The sequence below is a fragment of the Mycobacterium toneyamaense genome, from assembly GCF_055384815.1.
Genome location: NZ_AP040333.1, coordinates 4641802 through 4654652 on the forward strand (window position 1 = coordinate 4641802; position 12851 = coordinate 4654652).

Below are 12851 nucleotides of genomic sequence, written 5' to 3' on the forward strand. Positions count from 1 at the left end.
CTCAGCCACCCACCGCTCGAAGCGGACGCATCGAGCGGCCGCGGGCGCGCGTGTCCAGCCGCACCCGGCCGATCCGCCCGCACCCCGGCACCGGATCCCCGTCGCCCGCTCCGACCACCTCGTACCCGCGGACCCTGGCCTCCAGCCGGGCCGTCGCCCCGGGCCAGTCGCCGTCGGTGACCAGCAGGGTGCACTCGCGCTGCCGGGCCCGGGACGCCACCACCCGCGCCCGGCCGGCCGGGACGGACTTGCCACCCAGCCCGAGCAGCACCAGGTCGAGCCCGTCCATGAGCACCGCGGCCACCTCCACCGGGTCCGGCCCCGGGTCCGGGATGAGCGCGATGCGTTCCAGGTCGGCCCCCATCTCCACCGCGGCCAGCAGCCCGACCTTGGGCTGACCGACGATGGCCGCATACCCGCCGGCCGCCGTCACCGCTGCCACCATTCGCAACGGCAGCGAGCGGGCCCCCGAGAGCACCGCGACCGTGCCGCGGGGCAACACGTCAGGCAGCAGCTCAGACTGCAGATCCGACGGTTCCAGCAAACTTTCGGCAACCTTCGGGGCCGGCTCGGGCCGTCCCCGGTCCCGGCCGCGCAAACCTGCCGGTCCCGACATCTCGGCGATCTTGCGCCGGAGCTGTTCCAGCTGGTCAGCGCGGTCAATCCGGCTATTCGCCAGACTGGTCACAGCCGCCACAACAACACCTCCCGCACCATCAGACACTGTCAATATTCGAATATTTGTTCGATACCGTGAGTAAACACCCACCCACCGACACGGTCAAGCCGCCGACGACACACAACGCCGTCATCTCGGCGTTCCGACCTGTACGCTCATAACTGGAATAGGTCCGGAAATCCCGCTCGGGGCTTGGTGGACCGCTGCGCTAGTGGAAGGGCATGCATCATGCGTTCGAATCGTCTGGTCCACCGCGTCGCCGCCGCAGCGGGAGGCACCGCACTCATCGCGATGATCGGCCTCACCGCCGGCTGTGGCGAGGAGAAGAAGACCCCCGAGGCGCCGTCGACCACCACCACGACCACGACCACATCGGCGGTCACCCCGACCGAGAAGTCGCTCAGCCCGAACGGCGGCAACCTGTTCACCCCGTCGGTCACCGCCAACCCGGCGCCCACCGCCACACCGGGCACGCACCGCAACTGACAACCAACCCGGGTTGCCTACCGGCCCAGCAGAATCCGGGTTCGCGCTACCGTTGGTACATGCCATCGCCGAATCGGACACCACCCCGGCGATGGCTGGTTGCCCTGGCGCTTGCCGCCACACTGACGCTGGTGGTCGTCAACCTGCCCACCCCGGGCCGGCCGACCACTGCGTCAGATCAGCCGTCGGACACCATCGACGGTCCCTTCGCGTCGCTGCTTGCCTCCTCGACCGATCTCGGGCCCGCTCATCCGCAGCGCGTCCAGCTCACCGCCACGCTCGATGCGAACCACCGACCGGATGCGCTGATCAATTGGGCTGAGCTGCAACGCCTTTCGGTGCGCTGGCGCCCCGGTGACAACTGGGCCGTCGTCGAAGGCGACCCCGACCGGATGGGCGCCGCCTTCGGCGTCGAGGTGCACGACTATCGCGGCCGGCGTGGACAGGAGTTCTACGCCGCGCCGCAGCAACCCCAGCTCCCCACCGAACTACAAGGCACGGTCGCCGAATTGGGCCGGATCCTCAGCTACACCCCGCACCACGATTCGGCACCGCAGGACCCGCCGCAGGGTGTCCCGGAACGCGGCCTCACCCCGAGCCACCTGCTCAGCGCCTACCACGCCGACAAGTTGAGCGCAGCCGGCCACACCGGCAAGGGCACCACGGTGGTGGTCTTCGCCTTCAACGGTTACGACCAAGCCGACCTGGACCAGTTCTCCACCACCTTCGGTCTACCCAAGTTCACCCCGACCCTCATCGGCGGGCAGCCCGGCGACGAGCGCGGCGAGACCACCATGGACCTCGAGGTGATCCATGCCATCGCCCCCGACGCCCGGCTGGTCGTGGTCAACGCCCGTCCCACGGTCACCGGCGACGGCGCCTACGTGAAGATCGGCGAGATGTTCGAGCGGACCGATCGCGATTTCCCCGGCGCGATCTGGAGCCTGTCGATCGGCTGGGGCTGCGACAAACTGACCACCGCGGCCGACCTCGCACCCGTCCGCTCAGCGTTGGCCGCCGCAGAAGCGCACGGCACCACCGCATTTGACGCCAGCGGCGACCTGGCCGGACTGGAATGCAAGGGCGGCGACGACTGGGACTCCCCTCCCGGCCCGGCCGACATCGGGCTGGATTCGGTGGCGTCGCTGCCCGAGATGACCAACGTCGGCGGCAGCACCCTGTCCACCGATGCCGAGGGCAGGTGGGTGGACGAACAGGCCTGGTTCAACGTCCCGCTCTCCCAGGGCACCGGTGGCGGGGTCTCCGCACTGTTCGACCAGCCACGCTGGCAGGCGGCCGCTGCGAACCAGGTCGACCCGAAACGCAGCGCCGGCAAGCGCATGACGCCGGACATCTCGGCCGTCGCCGATCCCTACACCGGCGTGCGGATCGTGGTGGACAAGGAGGTGGTCGTCGGTGGCGGCACCTCACAGTCCGCGCCGATCTGGGCCGGGCTGACGGCCGTCATGACGCAATACCTCACCGCCAACGGTGGACGGCCCATCGGTGCGCTCAACCCGTTGCTGTATCGGATCGCCACCGGCGCCCCGCGACCGGCATTCCGCGATATCACCTTGGGCGGCAACGCCGTTGACACGGCGGGCCCAGGCTACGACCTGGTCAGCGGGCTCGGCACCCCGAACGTGGAGAACCTGGCGGAAAACCTGTTGCTGCTGCAGAAGGTGACGCAATGAGCACCCAGCTCGAAGACCGGCCGATGATGGAGTGCGAGGTCTGCCAGCTGGACGTCCCGGCCGGCGAGTACTGCGGGCTGTGCGGCGCGCCGCTGAGCGAACACCGCCACGACGGACCGCACTGGCTGCGGGCGCGGTCGTTCAGCGCCGCACCCGGCCAGCATCTGCTTCGCCTGTCGATCACCAGCTCGCTGTTCCCGCACCTGTCCCCGCGGTCGCGCACGTCGTTCATGCTCGGGCTCGTCGCCCTGGTGCTCGCCCTGGTCGCCACCGCGATGCTCCGCCTGCCCGGCGCGCTCGTCGCCGTCGCCGTCCTCGGGCTGCCCGTGATCTTCGGAATCTATCTCCGGGAATCCGAATTCAACCAGGACGCACCGCGCGGCAACCTCTGGCTGACCGCCGGTCTCGCCGTCGCCCTGGGCGTCGGGTGGGCGCTGCTCACCGGAGCGGTGGCCGCCCGGTCGTACGGCATCCCGCTCGGGGCGGGCATCGCGGCGGCCCGCATGCTGCGCACCGGCCTCGGCGCCACGCTCGGTGGCCTCCTGCTGATGCAGGTGCCCACACTGGTGATCCGCCTGGTCCGGCCCGGCCATCGAGAAGCCTTGCACGGCTACGCCATCGGCGCCCACGCCGCCATCTATTTCACCGCGGCGGCAACTCTGACCCGACTGGCCCCGCAGTTCGGCACCGGCATGGTCAACCGCGACCGCCCGCTGCAAGGCCTGTTGGTCGAAGCCGGTATCCGCGGCCTGGCCACTCCCATCATCGCCGCGACCGTCGGCGGCCTGATCGGTGCGGCGCTGTGGTTCACCCGGCCACCGAACAAGGCGCACCAACATCGCGGCTACGTCCGGCTGACACTGACCCTGATCGCGGTCACCGTCGCCGTGGTCTATGCCCTGCTCGGCCTGATCGATGCCGTCCAGCTGCCCCAGTTCGTCCAGCTGGCAATGTATTTCGCGCTCACCCTCGTGGCGCTGCTGGCGTTGCGCATCGGACTGCACCTGGCGCTGCTGCACGAGGCTCACGACGACTACAACATGGACGAACCGCTGCTGTGCACCCAGTGCGGCCACGTGGTGCCCGACGCCCCGTTCTGCGCCGCGTGCGGTGCCGCCACCCGGGCATCGTCACGGGCCGCACGGCACAGCCAGCGCACCGACCGCCCGGCGCCCGCCGACAGCATGACGGTGGGGCTCCTCCCCGGCTACTCGCTGCACGCCCCCGCCTACGCGACGACGCCGACCCGGACCACGAAACGCGTTCAGGTGGCACTGGTTTTCGTCCTCGCCGCCGTGGTGGTGGCCGCGCTCCTGGTCGGGGTGTCCGGACTTCTGGAGAAGCCGGCCGTGCGGTACGTGTGCCCGCCGGAATGCGGCCATCCGCCCATGGGCCAGCCGGTGACCATCAACCCCCGGTTCACCGCACCCGACGGCTCGTTCAGCGTCGCCTACCCGGCGACCGGATCGGCGTACGAAGTGACCAAGGACGACCACGGCGTACTGGCCAAACTGCTCGCCGGCGATGGCGGGATGCTGCAGCTGTTCAGCCGGCCCGCGACCGGACGCCAGCCGAAAGACATTGCGGCCGAACTGGTCAAGTCGACCTATCCGGATGCCAAGACCGCGTACGAGATTCCGAACGCCATGGTCGGCTACCAGACGGGCTACGGCGTCGTCGCCGACTGGTATCCGCAGGGCGCGAGCCGCCAGTACTCCCGGATGCGGCTGCTGGTGCTCGTCGCCGTCAAGAACGACCTGGCACTGATCGCCGCGGCCTCGGGTCCGTACCACCGTTTCGGTCCCGACTTCGGTTCCGGGAAACCGTCCGCGGTCGGCCTGCAGCTGGCCCTGGACATGGGCCAGTACGTCAACAGCTTCGCGTGGCGGGGCGACCCGGCGCGCTGAGCCGCACCCGTCAGCGGAGGGGGATCACTCCCACTCGATGGTGCCCGGCGGCTTGCTGGTGATGTCCAGCACCACGCGGTTCACCTCGGGCACCTCGTTGGTGATGCGAGTCGAAATACGTTCCAGCACTTCGTAAGGCACGCGGGTCCAGTCGGCGGTCATGGCGTCCTCACTGGACACCGGGCGCAGCACGATCGGATGTCCGTAGGTCCGCCCGTCGCCCTGCACACCGACCGAGCGCACGTCGGCGAGCAGCACCACGGGGCACTGCCAGATGCTCTGGTCCTGACCGGCCGCGGTGAGCTCCTCGCGGGCGATCGAGTCGGCGCGGCGCAGCGTGTCCAGCCGGGAGCCCGTCACCTCGCCGACGATCCGGATACCCAGACCCGGGCCCGGGAACGGTTGGCGCCCAACGATTTCCTCGGGCAGGCCGAGCTCGCGGCCGACGGCGCGCACCTCGTCCTTGAACAGCAGCCGCAGCGGCTCGACGAGTTTGAACTTGAGGTCCTCGGGCAGACCGCCGACGTTGTGGTGGCTCTTGATGTTGGCCGTACCGGTGCCACCGCCCGATTCCACGACGTCCGGGTAGAGCGTGCCCTGCACCAGGAATTCGATCTCGGACTCGCTCGATCCCAGGGCGTCGCGCACCGCGCCCTCGAAGGCCCGGATGAACTCGCGGCCGATGATCTTGCGCTTGCCTTCGGGGTTGGTCACACCCGACAGGGCGTCGAGGAAGCGGTCGGCTTCGTCGACGGTGACGAGCTTGGCACCGGTCGCGGCGACGAAGTCGCGTTCGACCTGCTCACGCTCCCCCGCGCGCAGCAGGCCGTGGTCGACGAACACACAGGTCAGTCGGTCGCCGATGGCGCGCTGCACCAGCGCGGCCGCGACCGCCGAGTCGACGCCGCCCGACAGGCCGCAGATGGCCTGGCCGTCGCCGATCTGCTCGCGCACCTGCTCGACCAGCTGGTCGGCGATGTTGGCCGCGGTCCAGGTCGCGCCGATGCCGGCGAAGTCGTGCAGGAACCGGCTGAGCACCTGCTGGCCGTGCGGCGAGTGCATCACCTCGGGGTGGTACTGGACACCGGCCAGCTTGCGGGCCCGGTCCTCGAAGGCGGCGACCGGGGCGCCGGGGCTGCTGGCCACGACGTCGAATCCGGCGGGCGCCGCGGTGACCGCGTCGCCGTGGCTCATCCACACCGGCTGCGTGCCCGGCAAACCCGAATGCAGTTCTCCGCCGGAGACTTTCAGCTCGGTCCGGCCGTATTCACTGGTGCCGGTGTGCGCCACGGTGCCGCCGAGCGCCTGCGCCATGGCCTGGAACCCGTAGCAGATGCCGAACACCGGAACCCCGAGGTCGAAGATCGCCGCGTCGAGTTGCGGCGCGCCGTCTTCGTAGACGCTGGACGGCCCCCCGGACAGCACGATGGCCTGCGGGTTCTTGGCCTTGATGTCCTCGACCGTCGCGGTATGCGGCAGCACCTCGGAGAACACCCGAGCCTCGCGGACCCGGCGGGCGATCAGCTGCGCGTACTGCGCACCGAAGTCGATGACCAGAACGGGCTGTGAAGCTGGTGTTTGCACCCGCCCAGTCTAGTGGTGGGCAGCCGGCGGCTCTGCCAACCGCTCGGCTGCGGCGCCCACGGCGGCGCGGACGTCGTCATCGGTCATCTCGCCGAGCCCCAGCGCGGGCCGCAGGAATGGCCCCAGCAGTCGCCAGCCGAGTTGCAGCGCGATGATGTTGCCCACCGCGAGCCGGGCCTGATTCTCGTCGGCGTACCGGGGCAGGAATTCGTCGAGCAGGCGCGCCATGTTGGGAAATGTGGTCTGCAACTCCCCGACCGGGTAGCCGTCGAGCGCGGCCCGGGCGATCACCCGGAGCTGTCGGTCGACTGCCGCGTCGATCACGTCGGCCGGTGCATCGGTGTCGATCAGGCCCTTGAGCCGTTGCCCCAGATGGTCCAGCACCGCTCCGACCAGCTGGTCCTTGGAGCCGAGGTGCCGGAACACCAGACCGTGGTTGACGTTCGACTTCGCGGCGATGTCCCGGATCGACGTGGCGGCGGGACCGCGCGCGGCGAACAGCTCCGATGCGGCCTCGAGGACGGCCGCGACGACCTCGTCCCGGCCCACTGGCACGCCTGTAGTCATGCGGCTACACTAGCGCCCACGTGCTGTAGTCAATTGACTACAGTCGCCTCGGCTGAAAGGAACGTCATGCTCAACGCCACGAAACTGACCAGCAAGATCGGTGCCGTCATCGACGGCGTGCGACTGGGCGGTGACCTCTCCCCCGACACCATCGCCGGGATTCGCGCCGCGCTGCTGGAGCACAAGGTCATCTTCTTCCGCGGTCAGGACCACCTCGACGACGCGCAACAGCAGGCCTTCGGGGAACTGATGGGTGACTTGGTCGGCCATCACTCGATGAAGCGCGCCGACGCACCGAAGATCACCCCGATCGACTCGGAGTACGGCAAGGCCAACCGCTGGCACACCGACGTGACGTTCATGCCCGACTACCCCTCGGCATCGGTGCTCCGCGCCGTCACCCTGCCGACCTACGGCGGTTCCACCCTGTGGGCCTCCACCGTCGCGGCCTACGAGGCGCTGCCCGCCCCACTCAAGGCGCTGGCGGAGAACCTGCGGGCCGTGCACTCCAACCGGTTCGGCTACCTCAAGGACGTCACCGTGGACACAACCCACCTCACCGACGAGCAGAAGGGCTACCAGGCCGAATTCCAGAAGCCCGACTTCCGCACCGAGCACCCGGTGGTGCGGGTCCACCCCGAGACCGGGGAACGCGCCCTCGTGGCCGGCCAGTTCGTCCGCGGCTTCGTCGGCCTGGACAGCTACGAGTCGGCCGCCCTGCTGGAACTGCTGCAGCGACGAATCACCATGACAGAGAACACCGTTCGCTGGAACTGGCAGCCCGGCGACGTCGCGATGTGGGACAACCGGGCCACCCAGCACCGCGCCGTCGACGACTACGACGGCCAGCACCGGCTGATGCACCGCGTCACCCTGACCGGCGACGTCCCGGTCGACATCCACGGAACGCCCAGCCGCGTGATCAGCGCGGCATAGCGACGACGAATAACCGGGCCGAAAAGCGGGAAAGGACACAGCAGAACCGCTCCCGACCGAAAGAGCAACCATGCTGGGTCTCCCCGACGCCGTGCACGCCTGCCTGTTCGACCTCGACGGCGTCCTGACCGACACCGCGAGCGTGCACAAGAAGGCCTGGAAGGCGATGTTCGACGACTATCTGCGGCACCGCGCCGAACGTGACGGCGAACCGTTCGTCCCGTTCGACAGTCACGACTACCTGCAGTACGTCGACGGCAAGCCGCGCCAGGACGGCGTCCGCTCATTTCTGCGCAGCCGCGGCGTCGACCTTCCCGAGGGCGACCCTGACGACCCGCCCGGCGCCGAGACCGTCGCCGGACTCGGGAACCGCAAGAACGAGATGTTCCAGCAGGTGCTGCACGACGACGGCATCGAGGCGTTCAGCGGATCCCGGAAGTATCTGGAGGCGGTCGCCGCTGCCGGACTCGGCATCGCGGTCGTGTCGTCGAGCGCCAACACCCGTCAGGTGCTCGACGCGACCCGACTGTCGCGGTTCGTCCAACAGCGGGTCGACGGCGTGACCCTGCGGGACGAGCACATCGCGGGTAAACCGGCACCGGATTCGTTCCTGCGGGCCGCACAACTGCTGGGCGTCGAACCGGCGGCGGCCGCCGTCTTCGAAGACGCGCTGGCCGGTGTCGCGGCGGGCCGAAACGGCAGATTCGGGTACGTCGTCGGAGTGGACAGAGCCGATCAAGCCGCGCAGCTACGCGACAGCGGCGCAGACGTCGTGGTCCGCGACCTGGCCGAGCTGCTGTAGGCCGACGATGATCACTCAGGACTCATTTCCCGTCGAGCCATGGCAGGTCCGCGAGACCCAACTGGACCTCGAGCTGTTGGCGCAGTCGGAGTCGGTGTTCGCATTGTCCAACGGACACATCGGCTTTCGCGGAAATCTCGACGAAGGGGAACCGCACGGGCTGCCCGGCACCTATCTCAACTCGTTCTACGAAACCCGGCCGCTGCCGTACGCCGAAAGCGGATTCGGCTATCCCCAGGGCGGCGAGACCATCGTCGACGTCACCAACGGCAAGATCATCCGCCTACTGGTCGACGACGAGCCCTTCGACGTCCGGTACGGCGAACTCCTCGACCACGAGCGAATTCTGGATCTGCGCGCCGGCACCCTCTCGCGCACCGTGCACTGGCGGTCACCGGCCGGAAAACAGGTGCGCGTCAAGTCGGTTCGGCTGGTCTCGCTGGCCCAGCGCAGCGTCGCGGCCATCGAATACATCGTCGAGGCCATCGACGAATTCGCCCGCGTCACAGTGCAATCGGAGTTGGTTGCCAACGAGGACCAGCCGCAGACCTCGTCGGACCCCCGCGTCGCGGCGGCCCTTGCCAATCCCCTGCAGGCGATACACCACGAACACAACCAACACAGCGGCCTGCTGATCCACCAGACCAAGCGCAGTGGCCTGATGATGGCCGCTGCGATGGACCACGAGATCGAGGTCCCGGGCCGTGTCGAGGTGAGCACCGACGCCCGCCCAGATCTGGCGCGTACCACCGTGATCTGCGGTCTGCGACCGGGTCAGCAACTGCGCATCGTGAAGTATCTGGCGTACGGCTGGTCGAGCCTGCGGTCACGGCCCGCGCTGCGCGATCAGGTCGCCGGTGCGCTGGCCGGCGCGCACTACAGCGGGTGGCAGGGTCTGCTGGATCTGCAACGCGCCTATCTCGACGATTTCTGGGACAGCGCCGACGTCGAAGTCGACGGTGACCCCGACTGTCAGCAGGCCGTGCGGTTCGGGTTGTTCCACGTACTGCAGGCCAGTGCGCGCGCGGAATGCCGCGGTATCGCCGGGAAGGGGCTGACCGGAACCGGCTATGACGGTCACTCTTTCTGGGACACCGAAGGTTTCGTGCTGCCGGTGCTCACCTACACGAAACCGCATACCGTCGCCGACGCCCTGCGCTGGCGTGCTTCGATCCTGGGATTGGCGAAAAGCCGTGCGGCGGAACTGGGTTTACGCGGCGCGAGCTTCCCGTGGCGCACCATATCCGGACCCGAGTGCTCGGCGTACTGGCCGGCGGGCACCGCGGCGTGGCACGTCAACGCCGACATCGCGATGGCGTTCGAGCGCTACCGCAACGCCACCGGTGACCAATCCCTGGAAGTCGACTGCGGCCTGAACGTGCTGGTGGAGACGGCACGGTTGTGGATGTCGTTGGGACACCACGACCGGCACGGCGTCTGGCATCTCGACGGCGTCACCGGCCCCGACGAGTACACCGCGATGGTGCGCGACAACGTCTTCACCAATCTGATGGCGGCACACAATCTGCGCGTCGCCGCCGACGCGTGCACGCGGCACCCCGACAATGCCTATGCCATGGGCGTGACCAACGAGGAGACGGCCGCCTGGCGCGACGCCGCAGCCGCCGCACATATCCCGTACGACGACGAACTCGCCGTGCATCCGCAGTGCGAGGGCTTCACCACCTTCGCGGAATGGAAGTTCACGCCCGACAGCGCTTATCCCCTGTTCCTTCACTACCCGTACGTACGGCTGTATCCGGCGCAGGTGATCAAGCAGGCCGACCTGGTGCTGGCCATGCAGTGGCAAGGGCACGCCTTCACCGCTCAGCAGAAGGCGCACAACGTCGACTATTACGAGCGGCGCACGGTCCGGGATTCCTCGCTGTCGGCGTGCACGCAGGCGGTGATGTGCGCCGAGGTCGGCCACCTGGAACTGGCGCACGACTATGCCTACGAGGCGGCCTTGATCGACCTCCGCGATCTGCACCACAACACCCGCGACGGGCTGCACATGGCATCCCTGGCCGGCGCCTGGATCGCGCTGGTCGCCGGTTTCGGGGGCCTGCGCGACGATGAAGGCATCCTCGCGCTCGACCCGCAGCTGCCGGACAGTCTGTCCCGGCTCCGATTTCGGTTGCGGTGGAGGGAGTTTCGGATCACCGTCGACGCGACGCACAACGAGGTGACGTACACCCTGCGCGACGGGCCCGACTCCACCCTGGAAATCCGGCACGCCGGATCCGACCTCACGCTGAGTACGCGCGAGCCGACCGTCGTCGACGTCAAGCGGCGGCAGTCGCTACTGCCCCCGCCGCCGCAACCGCCGGGCCGGGCGCCCACACACCGGCGGCTGCACACCGTCTGACCCCGAGGGATTTGTGCACGATTTTCCGCGGTCAGCGCGGAAAATCGTGCACAAATCCCTACTAGACCGGGGTGATCGGCAGCCGGCGCAGCGCGCCGGGGGCATCGGCCGGGACGACGGGACGGTCCGGCGCGATCGGTTCGATGCGCCGGTAGGGCTCTCCTTGTGCCGGCCGCGCGTCGTCCTGCCCTTTGTTCGGCCACAGCGACGCCGCGCGCTCGGCCTGCGCCGCGATCGAAAGTGACGGGTTCACACCGAGATTCGCGGAAATCGCGGCACCGTCGGTGACGAACAGCGTCGGGTAGTTGTAGACGCGGTGGTAGGGGTCGATGACGCCCGTCTGGGCACTGTCGCCGATCGCCGCGCCGCCCAGGAAATGCGCGGTCAGTGGGATGTTGAACAGCTCGCCCCACGTGCCGCCGGCGATGCCGCCGACCTTCTCGGCCATCCGCCGCGTCGCCTCGTTGCCGACCGGGATCCAGGTCGGGTTGGGCTCGCCGTGGCCCTGCTTGGACGACATGATCCGGATGCCACCGGGCCCGCGCTTGGTGAATGTGGTGATCGAGTTGTCGAGGTGCTGCATCACCAGCGCGATCACGGTGCGCTCGCTCCACCGCTTGGGGTTGAGCAGCCGGATCAGCTCACGCGGGTCCTCGCCGGCCTGGTCCAGGAACTGCTTCCACCGCGGCACGTCGGTGCCCTGCGGGCCGGCGCCGTCCGTCATGAGCGTCTGCAGCATGCCCATGGCGTTGGAGCCCTTGCCGTACCGCACGGGTTCGATGTGGGTGTCGGGCGTCGGGTGGATCGACGACGTGATGGCCACGCCGTGCGTCAGATCCATGCCCGTGGGCACTTCGCGGGTCTGGGCACCCACGATCGACTCGGAGTTGGTCCGGGTCAGCACGCCGAGCTTGTCCGACAGCTTGGTCAGCTTTCCGGTGTCGCGCACCTTGAACAGCAGCTTCTGGGTGTTGTACGTGCCGGCCGCGACGATGAGGTACTTGGCGGTGAAGGTCCGCTTGCCGCGCCGCACCTTGCCGTTGGTGCGTCGGGTCGACACCTCCCACAGGCCGTCGCCGCGCTGCTCGAAGCTGGTGACCGTGGTGAGCGGATGTACTTGTGCGCCAGCCTTTTCCGCCAGGCCCAGGTAGTTCTTCACCAGAGTGTTCTTGGCGCCGTGCCGGCAGCCCGTCATACACTCGCCGCACTCGATGCAGCCGGTGCGGGCCGGGCCGGCCCCGCCGAAGTACGGGTCGGGCACCGTCTTGCCCGGGGTCTTCTCACCGTCCGGTCCGAAGAACACACCGACGGGCGTCGCGACGAAGGTGTCGGCGCAGCCCATGTCCTCGGCGACCTCTTTGATGATCTTGTCCGCGTCGGTGAACGTCGGGTTCTTGACGACACCGAGCATGCGCTGCGCCTGCTCGTAGTGCGGCATCAGTTCGGCGCGCCAGTCGGTGATGTTCTTCCACTGCGGGTCGTTGAAGAACGGGTCCGGCGGGATGTAGAGGGTGTTGGCGTAGTTCAGCGAACCACCGCCGACACCCGCGCCCGCCAGGATCATCACGTTGCGTAGCAGATGGATCCGCTGGATGCCGTACATGCCGAACTTGGGGGCCCACAAGAACTTTCGCAGGTCCCACGAGGTCTTTGCGAAGTCGGCGTCGGAATACCGGGGGCCGGCTTCCAACACTCCAACGCGGTAACCCTTCTCGGTGAGCCGGAGGGCGCTGACGCTGCCTCCGAAACCCGAGCCGATGATCAAGACGTCGTAGTCAGGCTCCATGGCAGAAGTATGGACCTACCGCTCGGTAACCAGCTACCAAGG

The 12851-nt window shown here is 68.5% G+C and carries 10 protein-coding genes; 6 read left to right on the top strand and 4 right to left on the bottom strand.

Annotated elements, in window-relative coordinates; all coding sequences use genetic code 11:
• Position 1: 1 nt before the first annotated feature.
• Complete coding sequence (locus ACZ5IQ_RS22385) at positions 2-697, bottom strand: hypothetical protein (RefSeq protein WP_318986505.1); 696 nt, start codon at positions 695-697, stop codon at positions 2-4.
• Between the two features lie 210 nt (positions 698-907).
• On the opposite strand from ACZ5IQ_RS22385, the gene ACZ5IQ_RS22390 reads away from it, so the two are divergent.
• Genes ACZ5IQ_RS22390 through ACZ5IQ_RS22400 form a run of 3 tightly spaced genes read left to right on the top strand, consistent with a single transcriptional unit; the run spans position 908 to position 4766 of the window.
• A complete protein-coding gene (locus tag ACZ5IQ_RS22390; protein WP_212806817.1) occupies positions 908-1165 on the top strand; it encodes a hypothetical protein in 258 nt (85 codons plus the stop codon).
• A gap of 59 nt (positions 1166-1224) precedes the next feature.
• Positions 1225-2859 (top strand): S53 family peptidase, encoded by a 1635-nt coding sequence (locus ACZ5IQ_RS22395; protein ID WP_318986504.1) that lies wholly within the window; start codon positions 1225-1227, stop codon positions 2857-2859.
• Positions 2856-4766, top strand: a complete 1911-nt coding sequence (locus ACZ5IQ_RS22400) for a zinc ribbon domain-containing protein (RefSeq protein WP_464480307.1) — start codon at positions 2856-2858, stop codon at positions 4764-4766. Before ACZ5IQ_RS22395 ends, ACZ5IQ_RS22400 begins: the two co-directional genes overlap by 4 nt.
• Before the next feature lie 24 nt (positions 4767-4790).
• On the opposite strand, the gene guaA is transcribed toward ACZ5IQ_RS22400, so the two are convergent.
• The gene (gene guaA / locus ACZ5IQ_RS22405) at positions 4791-6350 is read right to left on the bottom strand and encodes a glutamine-hydrolyzing GMP synthase (protein WP_464480308.1); all 1560 of its coding nucleotides are present in this window, start codon (positions 6348-6350) and stop codon (positions 4791-4793) included.
• A 9-nt stretch (positions 6351-6359) separates the two neighbouring features.
• A complete protein-coding gene (locus ACZ5IQ_RS22410; RefSeq protein WP_212806821.1) occupies positions 6360-6917 on the bottom strand; it encodes a TetR/AcrR family transcriptional regulator in 558 nt (185 codons plus the stop codon).
• A 66-nt stretch (positions 6918-6983) separates the two neighbouring features.
• Between ACZ5IQ_RS22410 and ACZ5IQ_RS22415 the strand changes: the two genes are divergently transcribed.
• The 3 genes from ACZ5IQ_RS22415 to ACZ5IQ_RS22425 all read left to right on the top strand — a co-directional run bounded on the left by ACZ5IQ_RS22415 (position 6984) and on the right by ACZ5IQ_RS22425 (position 11023).
• Complete coding sequence (locus ACZ5IQ_RS22415) at positions 6984-7853, top strand: TauD/TfdA dioxygenase family protein (protein ID WP_464480309.1); 870 nt, start codon at positions 6984-6986, stop codon at positions 7851-7853.
• A gap of 70 nt (positions 7854-7923) precedes the next feature.
• Positions 7924-8655 (top strand): beta-phosphoglucomutase family hydrolase, encoded by a 732-nt coding sequence (locus ACZ5IQ_RS22420; RefSeq protein WP_464480310.1) that lies wholly within the window; start codon positions 7924-7926, stop codon positions 8653-8655.
• A gap of 7 nt (positions 8656-8662) precedes the next feature.
• Positions 8663-11023, top strand: coding sequence for a glycoside hydrolase family 65 protein (locus ACZ5IQ_RS22425; RefSeq protein WP_464480311.1), 2361 nt, complete (start codon positions 8663-8665; stop codon positions 11021-11023).
• A gap of 61 nt (positions 11024-11084) precedes the next feature.
• Here ACZ5IQ_RS22425 and ACZ5IQ_RS22430 read toward each other — a convergent pair whose 3' ends face one another.
• A complete protein-coding gene (locus ACZ5IQ_RS22430) occupies positions 11085-12809 on the bottom strand; it encodes a GMC family oxidoreductase N-terminal domain-containing protein (protein WP_464480312.1) in 1725 nt (574 codons plus the stop codon).
• Positions 12810-12851 lie beyond the last annotated feature (42 nt).

Coding starts and splice junctions, on each gene's coding strand:
- ACZ5IQ_RS22390 (WP_212806817.1), top strand. CDS start 908: ATGCGTTCGAATCGTCTGGTCCACCGCGTCGCCGCCGCAGCGGGAGGC.
- ACZ5IQ_RS22395 (WP_318986504.1), top strand. CDS start 1,225: ATGCCATCGCCGAATCGGACACCACCCCGGCGATGGCTGGTTGCCCTG.
- ACZ5IQ_RS22400 (WP_464480307.1), top strand. CDS start 2,856: ATGAGCACCCAGCTCGAAGACCGGCCGATGATGGAGTGCGAGGTCTGC.
- ACZ5IQ_RS22410 (WP_212806821.1), bottom strand. CDS start 6,917: ATGACTACAGGCGTGCCAGTGGGCCGGGACGAGGTCGTCGCGGCCGTC.
- ACZ5IQ_RS22415 (WP_464480309.1), top strand. CDS start 6,984: ATGCTCAACGCCACGAAACTGACCAGCAAGATCGGTGCCGTCATCGAC.
- ACZ5IQ_RS22420 (WP_464480310.1), top strand. CDS start 7,924: ATGCTGGGTCTCCCCGACGCCGTGCACGCCTGCCTGTTCGACCTCGAC.
- ACZ5IQ_RS22425 (WP_464480311.1), top strand. CDS start 8,663: ATGATCACTCAGGACTCATTTCCCGTCGAGCCATGGCAGGTCCGCGAG.
- ACZ5IQ_RS22430 (WP_464480312.1), bottom strand. CDS start 12,809: ATGGAGCCTGACTACGACGTCTTGATCATCGGCTCGGGTTTCGGAGGC.